This is a genomic window from Aquimarina celericrescens, from assembly GCF_042682765.1.
GTDB classification, from domain to species: Bacteria; Bacteroidota; Bacteroidia; order Flavobacteriales; family Flavobacteriaceae; genus Aquimarina; species Aquimarina celericrescens.
This window is the reverse complement of sequence record NZ_JBHUHY010000033.1, coordinates 22,816-45,708: the sequence shown is the minus strand read 5'-3', so window position 1 is coordinate 45,708 and position 22,893 is coordinate 22,816. Positions and strand designations below refer to the sequence as shown.

Genomic DNA, 22,893 nt, shown 5'->3' with positions numbered 1-22,893 from the left:
ATTATAATCCCTGTGCCTGAATTGCAGTAATGATCACAGTATTATATACATCATCTACCGTACACCCTCGACTTAAATCATTAACTGGCTTATTGAGTCCCTGTAGCATAGGCCCAATTGCTAATGCTCCAGTCTCTCTTTGTACCGCTTTATAAGTATTATTACCTGTATTGAGATCTGGAAATATCAAAACACTCGCTTGTCCTGCAACTTCTGAATCAGGAAGTTTGCTTTTACCAACTTTCAAGTCTACCGCAGCATCGTATTGTATCGGTCCTTCGATTTTAAGATCAGGACGTTTTTGTTTAACGATTGCAGTAGCCTCTCTCACGATCTCTACATCTGCTCCTTTGCCAGATGTACCAGATGAGTAAGACAACATGGCCACTTTAGGTTCAATACCAAAAGCTGCTGCAGATTCTGAAGAAGAAATTGCAATCTCTGCTAGTTCTTCGGCATTTGGGTTTGGGTTAATCGCACAATCGCCAAAAACAGAAACTCGATCCTCAAGACACATAAAGAAAACAGAGGACACCACCTTTACACCAGGTTTAGTTTTTATAAATTGTAATGCGGGTCGTATGGTATGCTGTGTCGTATGAACAGCGCCCGAAACCATACCATCGGCGTGTCCTTTGTAAATCATCATGGTGCCAAAATAAGAAACATCTGCCATCATATCCCTTGCCATATCCATGTTGACGTTCTTATGCTTACGCAATTCATAAAATGTCTCGACATACTCATCATAATATGGAGATTCTGTAGGAAAAACTATATTCACTTTACTAAAATCGATAGGGATATCCAGTTTGATCGCTTTACTCTTTATCTTTTTTTCATTCCCAATAAGGGTAATATCCACGACGTCTGATGCTAATAACCTAGAAGTAGCTCTTAGTATTCTCTCATCAGAGCCTTCTGGCAGTACAATGTGTTTTTTGTGTTGAAGTGCTCTTCTTAAAAGATTATACTGAAACATTCGTGGTGTGAGCCCCTCAGACTTAAATGTAACCAATCTATCTGCAAGGCGATCTTCATTAACGTATTTCGCAAATGTGCTAATCGATGTATTTATCTTCTGTAAATTGTCTAAGTAAATCTTAGATTTGATGGCACCTATTTTATTGGTTATAGCAAAGGTTCCACTAGTTACTGATATGATTGGGAATGAAATTGATACTCCTTCAATCAGGTCCAATATAGATTTTTCAGGAATAATGCCACCTGTAAGTATCATACCCGAAATTTTTGGATAATTATCTGAAATATTTGCCTGTAAAACCCCAAGAATTATATCTGCTCTATCCCCAGGTGTAATTACGAGACTATTATCTCTTAGATGGGTAAGATAATTACGTAGCTGCATTGCCCCTACACCATAACTACCTGCCTGATTATTTATGTATTCCCTACCAAAAAGTATAGTGCCATCAAGTTCATTCACAATCTCTTTAATAGTCGGATTGATCAACGAATTAATCTTTGGTATGATAATTCTATCTACACTATTCCCAAAATTCTTCTCAAAGACAGCTTCTAGTTTCTCTTCACAACCGGGAGTTACTTTATTTGCAAACATTGCTAAGACCTCTACATCTTTGCTGTTAAAAGTATCAAATGCAAGTTTTAAATTACCAACAATCTCCTCGTTTCTCTTGTCTATTCCACTTGCAATGAGTATGGCGGGAATACCGAGATTTTTTGCTATTACTACATTAATATCAAATTCGATAATACTACCTTCGTCAGAAAAATCTGTTCCTTCAACTAATATAAAATCAAATTTTTCCTCAAGTCTTTTGTACTTGCGTATAATTTCGTCTATAATTTCACCTGATTTTCCTTCATTGTACTTCTGAAGTACTTCACTTCTTGTAAAGGCATAAGCCTTTTTAAAATCGATGTCCAATTCGAAATGGGATATCACTGTATTAATGTGATTATCTACTTCTCCTTCTTCTGGATCATCAATGATAGGTCTAAAGTATCCTACCTTAGCAATTTTACCAAGTAGCATACGCATCATCCCTAAAACTACGATAGATTTACCACTATTAGGTTCAATAGTAGCAATATAAACGGCTTTACTCATTTAAATGAATTTGGTTGATGCAAAGATACGCCAACGCACGAATTTAACATAAAATCAAGAAGCAATAAATCTTCTTTATAGGAAACTGTCAGAACATTAACAATTATATTCTATTTTCCATAAAAAAGGCTTAGAAAAACTCTAAACCTTTTAAATAAATACTGTGAGTATTAATTTCTAGTTTATGTCCTCTCCTTTTTTAAGCTTTGCAAGAGCCCCAGTCAATCTTAGTTTAAACTGTTCAGGGGCTTTTTCCATAGAAGTATTTAAAGATTTAATTGCATTTTTGTAATCTCCGTTAGCGGCATATGCTCTTGCAAGACCATAATTAGATGGCCATGCACCATTACTATTTTTCACATTATTTTTCAAGACCTCTAATGCCTTATCCTTATGCCCTAAATCAATAAGGCCTGTTCCCAATTGATAAACCTCGGAAGGATTCCCTAATGTAACAGCTTTATCTACCGTTTTCATGGCTTCTTCAGTTTTACCTTGCTTTACCAATATTTGAGATTTGAGAGCAAGATTAGAAAAAGTTTCCTTACTAAAAAAATTACCTCTAATAGAAGAATTTACCCATTCTAATGCCAGATCCAACTCACCAGCATTATATGCATACGTAGCTGCATTATCCCAATTTGATTGAGTAAATCCTGCAGCATTGCGCATGTCACTTTTAATACCTTCTAACACAATATCTGTTACTTTTACCTGGATGTTAAATGGAATTTCTTTTTTCTCCCACCGTAAAACTGCAGTTGCATTATCTGCCTCTACTTTCGGAAATAAAAAAGTCAATATTTCTGTATGCGCAGTTTCTTTAGTTTGAACATCTACACGCAATGCATCTTCTTTCTCATCGTAAAAATAGCTCCCCCAAGAATTAGAATTATTTGAAAAAATGATTGTAGCTCCACCGCCTTCTTTTAATGCAATATGAAGGCCGTATTTACCCGCTTTAATGTCCTTTCCTTCCACTTTCACATCGTGGCTGAATTCGACGGTCGTATTCATATTGGCTCCTGCTCGCCAGGGTGCCGCTTTTGACGTTCCAAAACCAAGGTTATTATATCCATAGGGAACCAACTTTCCCCAGATTTCCCGTTCTTTCACACTTGGCCTACCATAATCGATGGTAATATTGGTAATCCCTACACGTTGCATTACTTGTGCTCGCTGACTTCCTTCAGGAGTTTGTAATTGAGCATTTGTTTGAGACGTAAACAGCAGTATTGCACCCACAATACACGATGTAAACAGGTTGAATTGTTTCATGACTGACTTTGTTTGAGTTAATGACTATTGATTCTAGAAATTGACATAATTTCTAACCTCTACAAGGTAAAGGGTAAACCTGTGCAGCGATGTTACGGTAGTGTTAAACCCAGAGAAAAAGTGATAATTGATTGTTAAACCTTATTATTCATTTAACAGCTGATTAACAAAACTCTCGAATTCAGTTTTAAATTGCGCATATTTCTGCCCTGTTGCAGGACCACTAAAACCAGTGTGTATTTTACGAACTTTGCCTTTCTTATCGATAAAAATAGTGGTTGGATATGATAAAACATGATTCAGCATAGGTAGCTTTTCTTGTGCTTTCTTCTTATCTGATGTACCATACTGAGCGAGCAAAACCGGATATTCAACTTTCAACTTTTGTTGTAATCGTTTTATCGATTTAAATGCTTTTTCAGGGGTTTTGGCATATTCGAAAGCCAAAGCAATAAATTCAATATCTTTTTCTTTATTACGATTATAGAAATCTACATAATATTTGGTTTCATCCATACAATTAGGACACCAGGTGCCCATTATCTGAACAAGTACAACCTTATTTTTAAATTGATCATCTGCCAAAGAAACTTGATTTCCCGAAGCATCGGGAAAACTAAACTCTAAAGTATCGTATCCTTCTTTCAAAAAAGTCAATGAATCTTCTGAAGGCAGCTCATAATTGTCATTTCTTTTAGCGGTAAAAGGCTCTTTCCAGTGATTACCAGAGTAAAAATATCCATTTATGATGCTATCAGTAACTTGAGCAGTAAATAAAAAAGCATGCGCACCATCAAATGTAGATAATTTTAATTTGTTATTGTTGAGCACCCCTTCGAGATAACGATAATCACCTGTTGTTGTTCTAAAAGTTCCGGTAACAATATTTCCGTTTTGCTTAAAAACACCTTTGGCAATATATCGATCTTCTTCATTGTCGTTGCTAAAAACAGTTTCCCAGATACCTGTTACATCCTGTAACGGTTTAGAGCTCACTTCAAATCGATCTTGCTGTCCATATTTTGCCTCAAATGGTACTATCCTGTTCAGGCTTTCTTTTATAAAACTTCCAGAGATGGTTGTAGAATCTGTAAACTTTGCCGCTATATATCCTTCAAAAACTGGAAACTTGATCCAAATAGAATCTCCCCTAATTTCAATTTCGTCAACATCAATTGTTTCTTCTGCATTAAAAATGGTTAAAGTCTGATCATCCATTACTTCAAATAAAAATGGTAGCTTTTTATTATCACGTACTTCTAAAGTGCCTCGCCAAGGACCACTGTTAAATTCGTAAGATTTTTTTTCTTCTTCATCTTTACAGGACGCAAAAATTAAAATTATACTTAGACAATAAATAAATTTATATTTCATGGATAACACATTATTGAATATAAAAAAACCGCCGAAAAATAAACACTTAACGGCAGTACATTAGTTCTGTTTTTACGTTTTAAGAAAAGTGACTACTGTTTTTTCTTCCCTTTATTTTCTTTTTTGTCTTTCTTCTCTTTCTTCTCTTTCTTCTCTTTCTTCTCTTTCTTCTCTTTGTCGTCATCGTCATCGTCGTCATTGTCGTCGAATTCCTGTTGCAGTATCAGTTTTCTGTTTTTTCGAATTTCTTTTGGATTTTGAATGACTTCAATTTCAAAGCTTTCTTTAGATTTATCTGAAACTGAAGAAACTTGATTATCTTTTTTTGTAGAATAGGATTTCGAATTTTTATCCTTTTTTTCTGATTGATTAGCAGATTTAGAAGTTAAAACTTCATTTTTTAAATCTTTCTTAGAACCCTTATTGCTCTGCTTTTCTTTTTTCTCTTGGGCAAAAGCTATAGAACAAGTAAACAACAAAATAACTAAATATCCACTAACGCTTCTTAGACTTATCATATGTATTCCTTTTAATAATCAAAAATATAAAAAATAAAGCATTTAAAGACTTAATCAAACATCATATCAATTTTAATGTGGTTACGGTTTTCGATTTTTACAGTATTTTTGACTAAGATAAGATCGTTCTTGTTTGCAACCTTTGGGCAATATATTATCTTTACGCACTGAATTTAGAAAGATCATCAATGAAAATTTCATATAACTGGTTAAAACAGTTTATTAACCTGGATTGGGACGCAAAAAAAACTGGTGAATTGCTTACAGACCTGGGGCTCGAAGTTGAAGGAATAGAAACCTATCAAAGTGTAAAAGGGGGTTTGGAAGGTGTTGTTATAGGGCACGTCTTAAATTGCGAAAAACATCCCAATGCAGATAAATTAAAGATCACCAAGGTCGATCTTGGAGCTGGAGAGCCCGTACAGATTGTTTGTGGTGCCCCAAATGTTGCTGCTGGTCAAAAAGTCCCTGTTGCTACTATTGGAACCAGATTGTTTGATCCTGAAGGAAAGGAATGGACAATAAAGAAAGGTAAAATCAGAGGAGAAGAAAGTCATGGGATGATTTGCGCCGAAGATGAGCTGGGTCTTGGAGAAAGCCACGATGGAATCATGATCCTTGACAAAAATATACCTGTCGGGACCAAAGCTTCAGAAGTATTTGATATAGAAGTCGACCAGGTTTTTGAGATAGGTCTTACTCCTAATCGTGCAGATGCCATGAGTCATTGGGGAACTGCTCGGGATCTTAAAGCCGGACTATTACAAAAAGATATCCATATAGAACTTATTACACCTTCTGTAAGTAAATTTAGAGTAGAAAACAGATTACATAAAATTGATGTAGAAGTCGAAAACGCAGATCTTGCTCCAAGGTATTGCGGAGTAAGTATTTCTAACATTAAAGTTGGAGAATCACCCGCTTGGTTACAACATAGACTAAAAGCAATTGGTTTAACTCCAAAAAATAACGTAGTAGACGTTACCAACTATGTATTGCATGAATTAGGACAACCCCTACATGCATTTGACGCTCACTATATCGAAGGTGGTAAAATTGAAGTGAAAACTTTAGATACCGGTACAAAGTTTACAACTTTGGATGAAGTTGAACGAGAGTTGCACGAAGAAGACGTAATGATATGTGATGCTGTAAAACCATTATGTATTGCGGGTGTTTTTGGCGGTATCAATACTGGTGTTACAGAAAATACTACTTCGATTTTTTTAGAAAGTGCATATTTTAATCCTATTAGTATTCGCAAAACTGCAAAAAGACATGGACTAAATACCGATGCTTCATTTAGGTTTGAGCGTGGTATAGATCCAAACGTAACCGAATATGCATTAAAAAGAGCCGCTCTTCTCATACAAGAACTTGCTGGTGGAAATATCTCTAGTGAAATTGTCGACTTATACCCAAAAAAGATTGAAGATTTTCAGGTAGTTTTGTCTTTTGAAAACGCTACCAAATTAATTGGCGAAGAAATCCCTCAAGAGACTATCAAAAGTATACTTTCTTCTCTCGATATAAAGGTCAATAGCTTTACCGAAAGTGGTTTAGGATTAACTATCCCTGCGTATAGAAATGATGTACAAAGAGAAGCCGATGTAATCGAGGAAATCCTTAGGGTATACGGATATAATAATATTGGATTTACTCAAAAACTAAATGCTTCGATAGCTAATATTGATAAGTTCTCTGACCATAGTGTTCAAAATACTATTTCGAATCAATTGGTAGGACAAGGATTTAATGAAATGTTAGCCAACTCCCTTACATCACCTGAATATATAGATTTAAGTGAGCAGTTACATTCTGAAAGTAATGTCGAAATGCTAAATCCGTTAAGTAATGATTTGGCGGTGATGAGACAATCTATGCTTTTTTCTGGGCTCGAAGCTGTGTCCTATAACATCAACAGAAAACGGGCAGATCTCAAATTATTCGAATTCGGCAAAACCTATCATAATTATGAGAGTGGAAGAATTGAAAATAAACATTTAAGTATTGTTGTTTCTGGCCGCAAGACTAATGAAAGTTGGAAGATAACTCAGCAGAATAGTGATTTCTTTTATTTAAAAGGTATAGTATTTTCTGTTTTAAACCGTTTAGGTTTAGATAAACTAAAAACCTCTCCTATTAAAAATGATCTATTTTCAGAAGGAATATCTCTAAGCCTTGGTAAAGCTAAACTTGTTGATTTTGGAGTGGTAAAAAAGTCTGCCTTAAAGCATTTTTCAATTTCTCAAGAGGTATTATATGCCGATTTTAATTGGGGGACAGTTTTAGACTTTACAAAACATAATAAGATTAAATACCAAGATATACCTAAGTTTCCTGAAGTACGTCGGGATTTTGCTCTTTTATTAGACGAATCTATAAAATTCGAGGAAATTCATACTATAGCGAGACAAACAGAGAAACAACTTTTGAAAGATGTGAATCTATTTGATGTGTATCAAGGTAAAAATCTACCAAAAGGAAAGAAATCGTATGCTGTTAGTTTTATATTGCAAGACGAAAACAAAACCCTTACCGATAAACAAATCGATAAAATTATGAATAAGTTACAACATAATTTCGAAAATAAATTGGGAGCTGAATTACGCTAAAAATTCATGCTCCAAAATCCTAAAAGAAAGCGCCTTTAAAAAATTAAAGGCGTTTTTTTATTTCAAAAAGCGATATATTTATTCAGAAAGCCCAATAAATTTGATAAATGACATATAGGTGACATCTAAATGTCGTAACAAATACCAACAGCTCTTGATAGCTTTGTTCTAAACAAAATAAAAATTATGGAAGATCAATCAATTGCAAGAAATCTGGTTTATCAGCGTAAACTTAAAGGATATACACAGGAACAACTATCAGACAAGACCCAAGTAACCATTAGAACCATTCAACGTATAGAGAAAGGAGAAGTAAATCCACATTTACAAACGATAAAACTATTGGCAACTGCTTTAGAAATCGAAGTTGAGGATCTATTAATATTAGAAAACCCAAAAGAAGAAGCTATACAGAAAAAATGGTTATTATTAATGCATAGCGTCCCCATTCTTGGATTTGTTATTCCTTTATGTAATATATTAATCCCATTATTTCTTTGGATTCATAAAAGAGAGGATAATAACATTTATGATGTACATGGAAGAGCGATTATTAATTTTCATATCACTACTACTATTCTATTTATTTTATCTTTTATTGCATTGCTCGTTCTACCTGGGGCCGGTTTTTTCTTTTTTATATCCATGATACCTTATGCGGTTATAGTAATGATCATCAATGTAATTTCTGCAGTAAATTCTCATAAGTGCTATTATCCTTTATCTTTCCCTTTTTTAAAAAAGAATAGTAACCACAAGATAAAAGAAGCAGGGATTCTAATTACGCTATGCCTTTTAAGCATAAGCAGCTGTACTACACTTTCAACCCAGAAACATATAACCCGACTTGATGGCTCGATAGTTTCCAAAGACTCCTTAACTCAGAAAATAGAACAATTGGTTAATGATGCCAAAGTTCACGGAATAGGTATAACTCTATTTAACCACAACAGAATTGCCTATGAGAAAACTTTCGGGTACAAAAATTATCAAGAAAAATTACCTTTAATAAAAAATACAAATATGTACGGTGCTTCTTTTAGCAAAGCAGTTTTTGCAGTACTTGTTATGAAATTAGTAGAAGAAAATGTAATTGATCTAGATACGCCTCTGGAATCATATCTACCAAAAAAAATATATAATTATAAACCACTTACCAGATGGCATGATAATTTTTCAGATTTAAAAACAGATACCTTATATCATGAAATAACCGCCCGAATGTGTTTAAATCACACTACCGGATTCCCTAATTGGCGCTGGGATGAACCTGATCATAAATTAAGAGTGCTTTTAGAGCCAGGAAGTCGATACAGTTACTCTGGAGAAGGATTTGTATATCTACAAGTGGTATTAGAAAAAATACTTGGTAAAAGTCTTGAAGAACTTGCCCAGGAAAAAGTATTTACTCCCATTGGTATGAACCATTCAAGTTATCAATGGAAAACTTCTTTTGGAGATAATTTTGCTCACGGGCATTCCAGTTCTGGAGAAATGTATAAAAAAGATATAGATAATGAGCCAAGGGGAGGAAGCACATTAGAAACTACCACTGGTGATTATAGTAAATTTCTAGAAGCAGTTTTACAGAAAAAAATTATATCACAAAAGTCTTGGATCGAACTATTTAAACCTCAAATAAAAATTCGTTCTGTGATGCAGTTTGGTCCATTATCAAAAAAGGATTCTACTTTAAATGATAAAATAAAATTAAGTTATGGTCTTGGATGGGGAATTTTAGAATCTCCCTATGGAAAAGGTGTTTTTAAAGAGGGCCATACTAATGGATTTGAACACTATTCCATACTATTTCCTGAAACAGGAAAAGGGATTATGATAATGACCAATAGTGACAATGGAGAAGGTATTTTTAAAGAGCTACTAGAACTTGCCCTGGGTGATTCTTATACCCCATGGAAATGGCAAAACTATATACCTTATAATTACAAAAATGAATAACCTAGAATATCACTTTATAAAAAAAACCGGAAGCAATATCTTCCGGTTTTTTTTATACTAATTTAAAAATAGCTTAGTTTCCTCCTTCAAGAGCTTTAAGCTTACTCTTTACTTCATCTGCCTTTGGGTCATCTAATTGATAATAGATGTTCATTAATGTACGCAGTGCTTCTATATTATCGGGCTTATTTTGTAGAGCACCCTCTAGATAAGGAACAGCACTTCTGTAAATATCCATTCTCTGCTCTTTCAATTCATCGTACCTCTTGTAGTCCTTACTTGAAGTACCTAAGTTATTCATCTCATCAACGATACTTTTTTCTTTTCCTAAAATAGCAGCTGCGATATTAATTTGAGCCGCAGCATAATCCGGTTTCAATTCCAGAGCTTTTTTATAATAATCCATTGCTTGATCTGTGTCTCCAAGTCTAGAGGCACTCACTCCCAAGTTATACAATAAATCAGGATTTTTGGGATCATTGGCTACAATTTGCTCCATTAAAACTTTATATTTCTCGAAATTCCCGAGTTTATAATACACATCAGCTTCTGCCTGCATTAGAGCAGAATCATTAGGATTCTCTTTTTTTGCATCTTCAATAGCTTTCATAGCTTCTTCATCTTTTCCTTGGCTAATATAGATTAGTGCTATATTCTTAGCTATTTCTCCAGATTTAGAATCAGTTTTTCGATCTTCAGGTTTAATATATGAACCAGTCTTGACAGATAAATCTCTTGTTTGTTTTGAGTCAAAAGATTCTTCCTCACCCGTTTCTTTGTTGGTAGCATAATACTCTGTAGATATTCCTTTATAGCCAAGGTCTTTCAACTCTACGTAATACCTAAGAGCACTTTCATAATCTTTTCCATTAACCGCATTACCTGCAGCATAGTAAAGATAGGTTGTATCTGCTTTATTGGTGGTATACCCCAAGTATAATTTCTCAGATGCTCCTTTATAATTTTTTGAATTTTGATCTTTAATAGCGCTTTCTATTAAAGACTGCCGCAAAACTTGTAGTTTCTGAGATGCCTCTAGGGTGTATTTAGAATTACCAGAAGCTTTTTCAATATCCATAGTTTTATTATAGGCATTCGCAGCTTGTTCTATATTATCAATAGAATCTGCACTTTTAGCTGCTAAAACCTGACCTTTCAGGAAATAATATTGCGCCTTCATTTTTTCGTCAGCAGCATCGAGTTGCCCTTCAGCAGCCTTTAGTGCTTCACTAGCTACTTCCAAATTACCCGATTTAAGTGCTTTAGAAGCTGATTTTAGTTCTTGTTTTTGAGAAAATCCAATAGTACTAAGTGTTAAGAATAATACTACGATAAATTTAGTCTTCATTATTTAATTTTTTAATATGGGATTTAATTATTCTTTGGTTTCTTTATCAATATTCGTGCCACTTGAGGCGTTATCAGAATCTAAATCAGTAGAAGTTGCTTCATCAGCATTTTCTTCTTCTATATCATCTTCGTCATGCATTACTTTTGCTACAGCAGCAATAGAATCTTTTCCTTTTAAATTTATTAGGCGAACCCCTTGGGTGGCACGTCCCATAACTCGTAAATCTTCTACAGCAAGCCTGATTGCAATCCCCGATTTATTAATGATCATCAAATCATCTAAATCAGTAACATTCTTTATAGCTACTAAATTACCAGTTTTTTTGGTAATTGATATGGTTTTAACTCCTTTACCCCCTCTATTAGTAACTCTATAATCTTCTAGTTTCGAACGCTTTCCATAACCATTTTCTGAAACCACAAGAATATTACTTTCCATATCATTCACAGCGATCATGCCAATAACTTCGTCTTTGTCATCTGCCAAGCGTATTCCTCTAACACCAGAGGCACCTCGACCCATGGGTCTCGTTTTCTCTTCTTCAAAACGAATTGCTTTACCAGATTTAACTGCCAACATTACCTGACTCCTACCATCGGTTAGTTTTGCTTCTAGTAACTCATCCTCCTCCTTTATAGTAATCGCATTAATACCATTGGTTCTAGGTCTAGAATATTGTTCTAATGATGTCTTTTTGACCTGACCCTTTTTAGTTGCCATTATGACATAGTGGGAATTGATATATTCTTCGTCTTTTAAATCCTGAGTACATATAAAGGCTTTTACCTTGTCATCTGTACTGATGTTTATCAGATTCTGAATAGCTCTTCCTTTAGAAGTTTTACTACCCTCTGGAATCTCATAAACTCTCATCCAGAAGCATTTACCTTTCTGAGTGAAAAACAGCATATATTGATGATTGGTTCCTACAAATAAATGTTCTAGGAAATCCTCATTACGCGTTGTACTTCCTTTTTGACCAACTCCTCCTCTATTTTGTTTTTTATATTCATTAAGAGAAGTTCGTTTAATATAACCTGCATGAGAAATAGTGATAACTACTTTTTCATCAGGAATCATGTCTTCTATACTAAGGTCTCCGCCAGCATATTCTATTTGAGAACGACGCTCATCTCCATATTTCTCTTTGACTTCGACAAGTTCTTCTTTGATGATCATCATACGACGTTCTTTCTTATCAAGAATATCTTTAAGATCTTCGATTGTTTTCATCAACTCTTCATACTCTGCACGCAGTTTATCTTGTTCCAGACCGGTTAACTGGCGTAGTCGCATTTCTACGATTGCCTTAGCCTGTATTTCAGATAATTTGAAACGCTTTATAAGCTTTTCACGGGCCTCATCTGCATTTGCTGATGCTCTAATCAATGCAATAACTTCGTCTATATTATCTGAAGCGATTATTAAACCTTCAAGAATATGCGCTCTTTCTTCTGCTTTCTTAAGTTCAAATTTTGTACGACGCACAACAACTTCGTGTCTATGCTCTACAAAATGATGAATCATCTCCTTAACATTCAGCAATTTTGGTCTTCCATTAACTAATGCGATATTATTTACACTAAAAGAAGATTGTAAAGCTGTATACTTATACAAAAGGTTAAGCACAATATTAGGTATCGCATCACGCTTCAACACGTATACAATACGCATACCTTTTCTATCTGATTCGTCCCTAATAGTAGAAATACCGTCGATTTTCTTATCATTTACAAGATCGGCTGTCTTTTTAATCATATCTGCCTTGTTCACTTGATAAGGAATTTCAGTGACTATGATACATTCTCTACCATTCACCTCTTCAAAAGAAGCTTTTGCACGTATAACGATTCTGCCTCTTCCTGTTTTGAAAGCCTCTCTTACTCCATCATAACCATATATAGTTCCTCCAGTTGGAAAATCAGGAGCTTTTATATGTGTAATTAATTCATCAATCTCAATGTCATGATTATCAATATATGCTATTATTCCGTCTACTACCTCACTTAGATTATGAGGAGGCATATTGGTAGCCATACCTACTGCGATACCGGACGCGCCATTAATCAATAATCCTGGTACTCTAGTAGGAAGAACGGTTGGCTCTTGTAACGTATCATCAAAATTAAAAGTATGATCTACGGTATCTTTTTCGATGTCTGCAAGCATATCTTCAGATATCTTACGCATTCTAGCTTCTGTATAACGCATTGCTGCGGGACTATCACCATCTACAGAACCAAAGTTACCCTGGCCATCCACTAACATGTACCTCAAACTCCATTCCTGAGCCATACGCACCATCGTATCATATACCGAAGTATCACCATGCGGATGATATTTACCAAGAACTTCTCCTACTATCCTCGCTGATTTCTTATGGGCACTGTTTGCTCTAACACCCAATTCATACATACCATATAGTACTCGCCTATGCACAGGCTTAAGACCATCCCTGACATCTGGAAGTGCACGAGATACTATAACTGACATCGAATAATCGATGTATGCAGATTTCATCTCATCTTCTATATTGATAGGTATAAGTTTTTCTCCTTCTGTCATAAAAAACTTTTTTCTTAAATTGAATTAATAAACGCGCTAATTTAAGTAAATAAAGACGTTTTTAACACGAATTTAGATACCTAATATACGTAATTTATTAACAAAAATTATAGTATCTTTAGTTAATAAGTCTGTTGCCTTAGGCTTTGATTATTAAAGCTTTTTTTGTCTCTTTACAAACAGGAGAGAAAAAAACTTCACAAATCGTCAGTTCACTTACTAAAAAAACAGATTGTCAATCGGCAATTATCATGACAAAATGTAACAATAATGTCAGATATTTGTTAATGATGGTTTAAAAGGAATAGTTTTTGCCCTAGTAATCTTAAAAATTACTATTTTAGTTATTAAGAAAAAGAAAGAGATTAATTATATGGATGACAATTTTTCACCTAGAGTAAAAGATGTTATTGCCTACAGTAAAGAAGAGGCCTTACGATTGGGGCATGACTTTATTGGGACAGAGCATCTTATGTTAGGTTTGTTGCGTGATGGAAGTGGAAAGGCGATTAGTATCCTTGATGCGTTGGATATAGATTTAACCAATTTAAGGAGAAAAGTGGAGATCTTAAGCCCTGCAAATCCTGATGTTGCAGTAGCTTCAAACGAAAAAAAGAATTTACATTTAACTAGACAGGCAGAACGTGCTTTAAAAACGACATTTTTAGAAGCCAAGCTTTTTCAAAGTTCTTCTATAAACACTGCCCACCTTCTTTTATGTATTTTAAGAAACGAAAATGACCCAACTACTAAACTTTTAAATCGTTTAAGAGTAGATTATGATAACGTTAAAGACCAATTTAAGTATATGATTGCTAACGACGAAGAATATATAGACAACCCAAAAGCAGAATCGTTTTCAGAAGATGATGATGATTTAACAGGAGATACATCAAAAGAAAACCCCTTTAATTCTCCTTCTGGAGGAAGTAAGGCCGGAAAAAAATCAAAAACTCCTGTTTTAGATAATTTTGGGCGCGATTTAACTGCTATGGCAGAAGAAGGTAAACTTGATCCCGTGGTAGGACGATCCAAAGAAATAGAACGAGTATCACAAATATTGAGTAGACGTAAGAAAAACAACCCATTATTAATTGGAGAGCCAGGAGTAGGTAAATCAGCAATTGCCGAAGGACTTGCTCTTAGGATCGTAAAACGTAAGGTTTCAAGAATTCTTTTTGATAAGAGGGTGGTTACACTAGACCTTGCGAGTTTGGTTGCAGGTACTAAATATCGGGGACAGTTTGAAGAGCGAATGAAAGCCGTGATGAATGAGCTCGAAAAGAATGATGATATTATTCTTTTTATTGATGAAATTCATACCATTGTGGGAGCTGGTGGAGCCACAGGAAGTCTTGATGCTTCTAATATGTTCAAACCTGCATTAGCCAGAGGTGAAATACAATGTATAGGTGCCACTACACTTGATGAATACAGACAATATATCGAAAAAGATGGTGCCTTAGAAAGGCGTTTTCAAAAAGTAATCGTAGAGCCTACAAATATTGAAGAAACTATCGAAATTCTTAATAATATCAAAGAAAAGTATGAGGAACATCATAATGTAAGCTATACAGATGAGGCTATCCAAGCATGTGTGAAGCTTACAAATCGTTATATGACCGATAGATTCTTACCAGACAAGGCTATTGATGCACTTGACGAAGCTGGATCCAGAGTACATATTACCAATATAGATGTACCCAAAAAAGTATTGGATCTCGAGAAAAAACTTGAAGAAGTCAGAGAGCTTAAAAACAGCGTCGTAAAAAAACAGAAGTATGAAGAGGCTGCAAAACTTAGGGATGATGAGAAAAATCTTGAGAAAGAACTAAGTATCGCCCAAGAACAATGGGAAAAAGAATCTAAGCTTCATAAAGAAACGGTAGACGAGGAAAATGTAGCAGATGTTGTTTCTATGATGACAGGGATACCCGTGAATCGAATTGCTCAAACAGAAAGTAATAAATTAGCCGAACTTCCAGACCTTATAATGGGTAAAGTTATTGGTCAGGAAGAGGCAGTTAAAAAGGTAGTTAAAGCGATTCAGCGTAATCGTGCCGGACTTAAAGACCCCAACAAACCCATTGGATCTTTTATATTTCTGGGGCAGACTGGTGTAGGTAAAACTCAGCTAGCCAAGGTATTGGCAAAAGAACTTTTTGATAGTGAAGATGCACTTATACGAATTGATATGAGTGAATATATGGAAAAGTTTGCTGTATCTCGACTTATAGGAGCACCTCCAGGATATGTAGGATATGAAGAAGGTGGCCAGCTTACAGAAAAAGTAAGAAGAAAACCATATGCAGTGATACTTCTTGACGAGATTGAAAAAGCTCATCCAGACGTGTTCAATATGATGCTACAAGTATTAGATGATGGATATTTAACAGATAGCTTAGGTCGCAAAATTGATTTTAGAAATGCTATAATCATTATGACTTCTAATATCGGTGCCAGAAAATTGAAAGATTTTGGTCAAGGTGTTGGTTTTGGAACGACTGCCAAAAAGACACAAGCCGACGATTATGCTAAAGGAGTAATAGAAAGTGCATTAAAAAAGGCTTTTGCTCCAGAATTTCTAAATAGAGTTGATGATGTGGTGGTATTTAACGCTCTTGAAAGAGAAGATATACACAAAATTATCGATATCGAGCTTGATAAATTGTATAGTAGAATTAAGGATCTGGGATATGACTTATCACTAAGCGAAAAAGCCAAGGATTATATCACAGAAAAAGGTTTCGACAAACAATACGGAGCACGGCCTCTGAAAAGAGCTATTCAAAAATATATTGAAGATGCTCTGGCGGAAGAAATTATTAATGCCCAGCTTCAAGAAGGTGATAGCATTTTTATGGATATAGACGATTCCGGAGAATTAATTATTAATATCGAAAAGGCTGAAAAATCTGCAGAGTCATAATAGATATAAATTCTATAAGTAAAATACAAAGGTTACTATCTGCAATAGTAGCCTTTGTTCTTTTCAGAACATCACTTTTCAAATATCACTTTCGAGAGTTATAGTAAACAATAGGTCCTGATTTACATATATTAATTTTTATCTTTACATTACTAATAATCTTTCAATGATTGCGTCATTTGATTTCAGTTTTTGCAAAGTTGAAATACATACAGATTATGTATTAACTATAATGACAGAAGGTATTACTGTAATACCAAAATATAACAATCTTCTGTTAATGGCTGCCGATCAATATTACAAAAATAAACCCTTTGTTTATATATCGCATAGAATTAACTCTTATGCTGTAGATCCCTCTATACATATAGAAATGTCCAAAATTCCTAACTTGGTCGGTTTTGCAGTAGTATCAAATAACCCAATTCAAAAAATGCAAACGGCACTAGAGCAATCTCTATTCGAAAAAGAATTACGATTATTCACTACCTTAAAATCTGCTATCGCCTGGAAAAATAAAATTATTCAAACACATTTACTTCAACAGTAACTAAACATGAGTTAAAAAAACTTCTTTCCACCACCATATTAAGATTTATTCGTAATTTAAGTAATTATGTAGTAGATCAATTAAACTCAATGCTTGCCAACTATGATTTGGGCTTTTGCCAAGTGAATATCTATGATGATTATGTGATAGCTATAATGAATGAAGGAATCACAGTCATACCCGAATATAATGACATATTCCTAAAAATTGTTGAGAGACATTTCTTAAACAAGGCATTTGTATATATCTCGCATAGAATTCATTCCTACTCCGTAGACCCAACCATATATTTTGAAACTGCAAGAATTAAAAATCTAATTGGTTTTGCCGTAGTTTCTAGTGACCCCAAACAAAAAATGCTCACACAAGTGGAAAAGAATTTCTTTGGTAAAGATTTTAAGCATTTTGAAACCCTAGATCAGGCCATATTGTGGAAAGACGAGATTATTGGAAAGAAAATGGATTGATCTTTTCAAATAATTCCGTAATTATAGCCAGAAAGTATTATTCAGATAAGCAATTTGTGTACATCTCATACCGCATTAATTCTTATGCCGTTGACCCCATTTCCTGTTTTGAAGTGAATAAAATAAGTAATTTGATAGCAGTTGCGATTATTTCTGAAGATTTTAAACTAATAAATCAGTCAAAAATAGAATGGATGTTTTCTGATAAGGAATTAGAATATTTGGCACTACAGAAGAGGCTCTGGAATGGAAGAATGAGATCACCAAAAATATTGGACAGTGGCGATAGTGTCATAAAGAAAGAACAAAACTCCCGAAAAAAAAAGTGACGATTAAAATTCGTCACTTTCTCTATAATTGTGCAAATTAACTTCTTAATTTATTTTGCAATATTCACAGCTCTGGTCTCTCTTATCACAGTTACTTTAACCTGACCAGGATAAGTCATATCTGTTTGGACTTTCTGAGAAATCTCGAATGAAAGACTTGCCGCTTTTTCGTCGTTTACCTTTTCACTTTCAACAATTACTCTTAATTCTCTACCTGCCTGAATTGCATATGCTTTTTTAACTCCATCAAAGGCAAAAGCGATCTCTTCTAAATCTTTTAATCGTTGAATATACGAATCTAATACTTGTCTTCTTGCTCCTGGTCTTGCTCCACTAATGGCATCGCAAACCTGAATTATTGGAGATATCAATGATGTCATCTCTACCTCATCGTGGTGTGCTCCAATTGCATTGCACACCTCAGCTTTTTCTCCATATTTTTCGGCCCATTGCATTCCTAAAATGGCATGAGGAACCTCTGTCTCGGTATCAGGAACTTTTCCTATATCATGAAGTAATCCGGCTCTTTTTGCAAGTTTTGGATTTAATCCCAACTCTGAAGCCATAACACCGCATAATTTTGCCACCTCTCTAGAATGTTGCAGCAGATTTTGTCCATATGATGACCTATACTTCATTCTACCGATAGTTTTTATAAGTTCTGGATGCAATCCATGAATACCTAGATCAATAACTGTACGCTTGCCTACTTCAATGATCTCCTCATCGATCTGCTTTCTAGTTTTTCTAACTACTTCTTCAATGCGGGCGGGGTGAATTCTACCGTCTGTTACTAACTTATGTAAGGAAAGACGTGCTACTTCTCGTCGTACCGAATCAAAACATGATAAAATTATTGCTTCCGGAGTATCATCTACAATAATTTCTACGCCTGTAGCTGCCTCAATAGCCCGAATGTTTCTCCCTTCTCTACCGATGATTCTTCCCTTTACGTCATCACTCTCAATATTAAATACAGAAACACAGTTTTCTATGGCCTCTTCTGTACCTATTCTCTGGATGGTATTGATGATTATTTTCTTAGCTTCTTGCTGTGCTGTTAATTTAGCCTCTTCTATTGTATCTTGAATAAGAGACATTGAATCTGTTTTTGCCTGCTCTTTAAGTGATTCTACAAGTTGTTCTTTTGCATCCTCTGCAGATAATCCAGAAATAACTTCTAATTGTTGAACCTGACTTTTATGAAGTTTTTTGAGTTCGTTTTGCTTCTTTTCGAGATACTCGTTACGCTTATCGTAGTTTTTTATCTTTTCTTGAAGCTCTTCATTTAGCTTTTTACTTTTTGATAATTCGTTGGAAACCTGAGACTCTTTATCTCTGGTTCTTTTTTCTGCTTCAGCAATTTTTTTATCTCTAGATAAAATTACTTTTTCGTGCTCTGATTTTAATTCAATAAACTTTTCTTTAGCCTGAAGTATTTTGTCCTTCTTAATAGTTTCGCCTTCGCTTTTTGCATCTCTTATGATACTTTCAGAATTTTTCTTTGCAGTCCTAATAATTTCTGAAGCTTTATTACGCTCTAATATCTTGGCAATTATAAAGCCTATGATTAGTCCTGCTACTGAAGCTATAATTAAAAATATAATGTTATCCATAATTCTGTGTAATATTTATATATAAAAAAAGCCTGCACTAGCAAAGGTTCTGTATAAACTCTGTAAAAACAGGTTTAGGGCTAACAAGCTGCTCAAGAATCCGCTCAAGGCGGCGCGCTTTTACAACTTAAACTCACCCTTTTTAATTAATTCTTGTTGAGTTTATCAAAATAACAACTAGTGCAGGCAGTAACCTATTTATTTTTAATGAACGTTATGATAAATGATCATGCAACAAATCACTTAAAGCGTTTAATCTGTTTGCCACATTATCCATATTACCATCTTTATCTATACTCTTCTGTTCGACCTGTGCAGCAAACTGTAGGGCGCACATTGCCAATACATCTTGCTTATCTCTAACCGCATAACTTTGCTCGAATTGCTTAATCATTGATTCTATCTTTTTTGCTGCTTTTCGTAATCCTTCTTCCTGTTCTGGATTTATGGTTAATGGATACACCCGATCTGCAATCGATAGTTTGATTTTAAGCTTATCTGCCATATTATAATTATTCAGAGAGCTGTGCTATACACATATCAATTTCTCTTATTAAGGCGTTTATCTTGAGCTTGGTCTCCCTTTTAAATTCATCACTGCCTAGCATTGCGTTAGCATTTTTGAGTGCACTGAATTTTTCTTCCCACTGCTTTAATTGATCTAACTGAAGTAGAGAAACTGACTCTAATTCTTGTATTTTACTCTTTAAGTCCGCTTGTTGCTTTTTCATTAATTCATACTTATGTAGCAACTTGCTTATCCTATTCTCAAGAGAATCAACAATTTCAATTAAATCACTCATTAATATATATTACACAATACTTCGTTACACAAAGTTAACATACCAATTGAAAAAACCCAATAGTTTTTAAACTAATTTTACAGCTATCCCCTATTACTGCTTAATCCTAATATTTCTTTGACTTGAGCTAGTGAAGATGCAATAATTTGATGCATGTCATAATAGCGATACTCTGCTAATCGACCGCCAAAGATTATATGGTTTAGTTTAAGTGATTCTTCTTTGTACCTTTTATAGATCTCTTGGTTTCTATCATTATTTATAGGATAGTACGCTTCTTTTCCCTGATCCCAAGCCTCTGGATACTCTTTGGTGATAATGGTTTTACTTTGTTTTCCAAATTCGAAGTGCTTATGTTCAATAATTCTGGTAAAAGGGTATTCTGTGTCATTATAATTCACCACGGCGTTACCTTGATAATTCTCAATCTCATGTAGTTCATTTTCAAAACGTAATGATCTATACTCTAATTTTCCATATTTATATTCAAAAAACTCGTCAATCTTACCCGTATATACCACGTTATTTGCCAAGGCTTCTAATTCACTCCTGCTTTCAAAAAAATCCACACCAGTTTTGGTATCAACCCCGTCAAGTAACCCATTAATAATAACATTGTATCCTCCAATAGGTATTCCCTGATATCTATCATTGAAATAATTATTATTGAAGGTATATCTAACTGGTAAGCGTTTAATAATAAAAGCAGGAAGATCTGTGGCCTTTTTTCCCCATTGTTTTTCAGTATATTCCTTTATAAAAGTTTCATAAATATCCTTTCCTACCAATGACAAGGCTTGCTCTTCGAGGTTCTGAGGCGATTTAGTTCCATATTTAGCTACTTGTTCGTCAATAACTGCTTTTGCCTCTTCTGGTGTTCTAGTTCCCCATAACTGATAAAAAGTATTCATATTAAAAGGTAAATTATAAAGTTTACCTTTTGACAAAGACATAGGAGAATTTATGTAATTATTAAACGTAGCAAATTGATTTACATAATCCCATATTCGCTGATCATTTGTATGAAAAATATGTGCTCCATATTTATGTATATTTATACCTTCTTTCTCTTCACAATACACATTTCCTCCCAAGTGATTTCGCTTATCTATAACCAAACACTTTTTATTAAGTTTGGTCATCTCATGGGCAAAAACACTTCCAAATAACCCTGCTCCTACTATTAAATAATCATATTCTTTTACGCTCACTTTTTACAATGTTTTTGAGTTTACTATCTATTGAACTGAATATACAATGACAAAACTAATGTTTTACATCTCCATTTCATCTTAATCAACAAAGAATCCAACAGTAGTTCTTGCAATTATCTTAATAATATGTGGCATAAAAAAATAAAATGTATGTATCTTTCCTTCCAGAAATTAAGATAAAATATGATAGGGTATTACATCTCAAGAAATTACAAATCTCTTTTCAATGCAGCTGGTAAAGCCAAAACCGATTGTGAGTTTATTTTGGAGGAAAAGGGATTTAAAAACCTTGGATTTAAGCAGTCATCAATTCCTAATTCTGCTTTAGGCACAATAAAAAATTTTTTTGGAATAAGTCTTGCACTGTTACGTCTCCCTTTAAAAAGTACACTATGCACACAGTATCCTTTAAACAAGTTTAGAGCATACGTATTATTTGTTGCAAAATTGAAACGCTGCAAGATTATTACGATAGTACATGATGTAAGATTTTTAAAAGGACGTACCGGTAATGCTTCTAAGGAACTAAAAAAAATAATATCTTCTGATGCAATCATTGTTCATAATCAGGCAATGAAGAATTGGTTTGTTGAACAAAATGTTCAAATACCAATAATTGTATTAGGAATCTTTGATTATATTCTAAGCGATGGACTGCCAGAACAAAACAATGATAATGGAACGAAACCTTATGAAGTTGTTTACGCAGGAGGATTCGCTGAAGGTAAAAATTCATACATATACGATCTCGACACTTTAGAAAAGAATGATTTTAAGATGAAGCTTTATGGTATCGGTTTCGAATATGAAAAACTTAAAGTTTCGAACGAAGAATCTATCTTGTCATATGAGGGTGCATTTCCATCAGATCGAGTAGCGTATCACATAAAAGGCTCTTTTGGTTTGGTTTGGGATGGCATTTCTACAGAAGAATGCAGCGGACAATATGGCCAATATCTGAAATTCAATAACCCGCACAAGACATCTTTATATATTCTATGTGGTCTCCCCATTATTGTATGGGATAAGGCGGCAATTAGTAAATTTATATCAGAAAACAATTTAGGAATCACCATTTCTAATTTGGCAGATTTAAGCAATGCGCTAGAAAGGCTTTCTAATGAAGAATATCAAACTATGAAATCGAATGTTAATCAGGTAAGAACAAAAATAATTTCTGGAGGATATTTAAATAATGCTTTAAATGAAGCGTTACAGAACATATAACAA

The 22,893-nt window shown here is 34.3% G+C and carries 17 protein-coding genes and 1 other RNA gene; 7 read left to right on the top strand and 11 right to left on the bottom strand.

The window, feature by feature from the left end:
- Position 1: 1 nt before the first annotated feature.
- From pta to ACFSJT_RS19065, 4 genes are all read right to left on the bottom strand, one after another.
- Positions 2 to 2,095, bottom strand: coding sequence for a phosphate acetyltransferase (gene pta, locus ACFSJT_RS19080; RefSeq protein ID WP_378321937.1), 2,094 nt, complete (start codon positions 2,093 to 2,095; stop codon positions 2 to 4).
- A 177-nt stretch (positions 2,096 to 2,272) separates the two neighbouring features.
- Positions 2,273 to 3,373, bottom strand: coding sequence for a DUF2911 domain-containing protein (locus ACFSJT_RS19075; protein WP_378321936.1), 1,101 nt, complete (start codon positions 3,371 to 3,373; stop codon positions 2,273 to 2,275).
- 144 nt (positions 3,374 to 3,517) lie between these two features.
- On the bottom strand, positions 3,518 to 4,747 hold the full coding sequence (locus ACFSJT_RS19070; RefSeq protein ID WP_378321935.1) for a peroxiredoxin family protein: 1,230 nt from the start codon (positions 4,745 to 4,747) through the stop codon (positions 3,518 to 3,520).
- A gap of 92 nt (positions 4,748 to 4,839) precedes the next feature.
- Positions 4,840 to 5,265 (bottom strand): hypothetical protein, encoded by a 426-nt coding sequence (locus ACFSJT_RS19065; protein WP_378321934.1) that lies wholly within the window; start codon positions 5,263 to 5,265, stop codon positions 4,840 to 4,842.
- Between the two features lie 188 nt (positions 5,266 to 5,453).
- Here ACFSJT_RS19065 and pheT point away from each other — a divergent pair, with 188 nt between their 5' ends.
- Together pheT and ACFSJT_RS19055 are read left to right on the top strand one after the other, a co-directional pair.
- Positions 5,454 to 7,880 (top strand): phenylalanine--tRNA ligase subunit beta, encoded by a 2,427-nt coding sequence (gene pheT, locus ACFSJT_RS19060; RefSeq protein WP_378321933.1) that lies wholly within the window; start codon positions 5,454 to 5,456, stop codon positions 7,878 to 7,880.
- Positions 7,881 to 8,066: 186 nt separating this feature from the next.
- Entirely contained in the window at positions 8,067 to 9,839 is a 1,773-nt protein-coding gene (locus tag ACFSJT_RS19055; protein ID WP_378321932.1) for a serine hydrolase, read from the top strand.
- A gap of 73 nt (positions 9,840 to 9,912) precedes the next feature.
- Here ACFSJT_RS19055 and ACFSJT_RS19050 read toward each other — a convergent pair whose 3' ends face one another.
- On the bottom strand, positions 9,913 to 11,187 hold the full coding sequence (locus ACFSJT_RS19050) for a tetratricopeptide repeat protein (protein WP_378321931.1): 1,275 nt from the start codon (positions 11,185 to 11,187) through the stop codon (positions 9,913 to 9,915).
- A gap of 27 nt (positions 11,188 to 11,214) precedes the next feature.
- Positions 11,215 to 13,755 (bottom strand): DNA gyrase subunit A, encoded by a 2,541-nt coding sequence (gene gyrA / locus ACFSJT_RS19045; protein ID WP_378321930.1) that lies wholly within the window; start codon positions 13,753 to 13,755, stop codon positions 11,215 to 11,217.
- A 373-nt stretch (positions 13,756 to 14,128) separates the two neighbouring features.
- On the opposite strand from gyrA, the gene ACFSJT_RS19040 reads away from it, so the two are divergent.
- The 4 genes from ACFSJT_RS19040 (at position 14,129) to ACFSJT_RS19025 (ending at position 18,030) form a co-directional block, all read left to right on the top strand.
- Complete coding sequence (locus ACFSJT_RS19040) at positions 14,129 to 16,684, top strand: ATP-dependent Clp protease ATP-binding subunit (RefSeq protein WP_378321929.1); 2,556 nt, start codon at positions 14,129 to 14,131, stop codon at positions 16,682 to 16,684.
- Positions 16,685 to 16,850: 166 nt separating this feature from the next.
- Positions 16,851 to 17,234 carry a hypothetical protein gene (locus ACFSJT_RS19035; RefSeq protein ID WP_378321928.1) on the top strand — a complete coding sequence of 128 codons (384 nt, stop codon included), beginning with the start codon at positions 16,851 to 16,853 and terminating at the stop codon, positions 17,232 to 17,234.
- Between the two features lie 89 nt (positions 17,235 to 17,323).
- Positions 17,324 to 17,701, top strand: a complete 378-nt coding sequence (locus ACFSJT_RS19030) for a hypothetical protein (protein WP_378321927.1) — start codon at positions 17,324 to 17,326, stop codon at positions 17,699 to 17,701.
- Positions 17,665 to 18,030, top strand: coding sequence for a hypothetical protein (locus ACFSJT_RS19025; protein WP_378321926.1), 366 nt, complete (start codon positions 17,665 to 17,667; stop codon positions 18,028 to 18,030). Before ACFSJT_RS19030 ends, ACFSJT_RS19025 begins: the two co-directional genes overlap by 37 nt.
- Before the next feature lie 50 nt (positions 18,031 to 18,080).
- On the opposite strand, the gene rny is transcribed toward ACFSJT_RS19025, so the two are convergent.
- The 5 genes from rny to glf all read right to left on the bottom strand — a co-directional run bounded on the left by rny (position 18,081) and on the right by glf (position 21,660).
- Positions 18,081 to 19,646 carry a ribonuclease Y gene (gene rny, locus ACFSJT_RS19020; RefSeq protein ID WP_378321925.1) on the bottom strand — a complete coding sequence of 522 codons (1,566 nt, stop codon included), beginning with the start codon at positions 19,644 to 19,646 and terminating at the stop codon, positions 18,081 to 18,083.
- A 55-nt stretch (positions 19,647 to 19,701) separates the two neighbouring features.
- Positions 19,702 to 19,808: non-coding RNA, 6S RNA (gene ssrS, locus ACFSJT_RS19015), on the bottom strand.
- Positions 19,809 to 19,860: 52 nt separating this feature from the next.
- Positions 19,861 to 20,151: a cell division protein ZapA gene (locus ACFSJT_RS19010; RefSeq protein ID WP_378321924.1), complete on the bottom strand. Its 291-nt coding sequence runs from the start codon at positions 20,149 to 20,151 to the stop codon at positions 19,861 to 19,863.
- Positions 20,152 to 20,158: 7 nt separating this feature from the next.
- On the bottom strand, positions 20,159 to 20,449 hold the full coding sequence (locus ACFSJT_RS19005) for a hypothetical protein (protein WP_378321923.1): 291 nt from the start codon (positions 20,447 to 20,449) through the stop codon (positions 20,159 to 20,161).
- An 83-nt stretch (positions 20,450 to 20,532) separates the two neighbouring features.
- Positions 20,533 to 21,660 carry a UDP-galactopyranose mutase gene (gene glf / locus ACFSJT_RS19000; RefSeq protein WP_378321922.1) on the bottom strand — a complete coding sequence of 376 codons (1,128 nt, stop codon included), beginning with the start codon at positions 21,658 to 21,660 and terminating at the stop codon, positions 20,533 to 20,535.
- A gap of 186 nt (positions 21,661 to 21,846) precedes the next feature.
- Here glf and ACFSJT_RS18995 point away from each other — a divergent pair, with 186 nt between their 5' ends.
- Positions 21,847 to 22,890 (top strand): glycosyltransferase, encoded by a 1,044-nt coding sequence (locus tag ACFSJT_RS18995; RefSeq protein WP_378321921.1) that lies wholly within the window; start codon positions 21,847 to 21,849, stop codon positions 22,888 to 22,890.
- Positions 22,891 to 22,893: the final 3 nt, after the last annotated feature.

Bases quoted from the DNA above. Each gene is read 5' to 3' on its own strand.
- pta (WP_378321937.1), bottom strand. From the start codon at position 2,095: ATGAGTAAAGCCGTTTATATTGCTACTATTGAACCTAATAGTGGTAAA.
- ACFSJT_RS19075 (WP_378321936.1), bottom strand. From the start codon at position 3,373: ATGAAACAATTCAACCTGTTTACATCGTGTATTGTGGGTGCAATACTG.
- ACFSJT_RS19070 (WP_378321935.1), bottom strand. From the start codon at position 4,747: ATGAAATATAAATTTATTTATTGTCTAAGTATAATTTTAATTTTTGCG.
- ACFSJT_RS19065 (WP_378321934.1), bottom strand. From the start codon at position 5,265: ATGATAAGTCTAAGAAGCGTTAGTGGATATTTAGTTATTTTGTTGTTT.
- pheT (WP_378321933.1), top strand. From the start codon at position 5,454: ATGAAAATTTCATATAACTGGTTAAAACAGTTTATTAACCTGGATTGG.
- ACFSJT_RS19055 (WP_378321932.1), top strand. From the start codon at position 8,067: ATGGAAGATCAATCAATTGCAAGAAATCTGGTTTATCAGCGTAAACTT.
- ACFSJT_RS19050 (WP_378321931.1), bottom strand. From the start codon at position 11,187: ATGAAGACTAAATTTATCGTAGTATTATTCTTAACACTTAGTACTATT.
- gyrA (WP_378321930.1), bottom strand. From the start codon at position 13,755: ATGACAGAAGGAGAAAAACTTATACCTATCAATATAGAAGATGAGATG.
- ACFSJT_RS19040 (WP_378321929.1), top strand. From the start codon at position 14,129: ATGGATGACAATTTTTCACCTAGAGTAAAAGATGTTATTGCCTACAGT.
- ACFSJT_RS19035 (WP_378321928.1), top strand. From the start codon at position 16,851: ATGATTGCGTCATTTGATTTCAGTTTTTGCAAAGTTGAAATACATACA.
- ACFSJT_RS19030 (WP_378321927.1), top strand. From the start codon at position 17,324: ATGCTTGCCAACTATGATTTGGGCTTTTGCCAAGTGAATATCTATGAT.
- rny (WP_378321925.1), bottom strand. From the start codon at position 19,646: ATGGATAACATTATATTTTTAATTATAGCTTCAGTAGCAGGACTAATC.
- ACFSJT_RS19010 (WP_378321924.1), bottom strand. From the start codon at position 20,151: ATGGCAGATAAGCTTAAAATCAAACTATCGATTGCAGATCGGGTGTAT.
- ACFSJT_RS19005 (WP_378321923.1), bottom strand. From the start codon at position 20,449: ATGAGTGATTTAATTGAAATTGTTGATTCTCTTGAGAATAGGATAAGC.
- ACFSJT_RS18995 (WP_378321921.1), top strand. From the start codon at position 21,847: ATGATAGGGTATTACATCTCAAGAAATTACAAATCTCTTTTCAATGCA.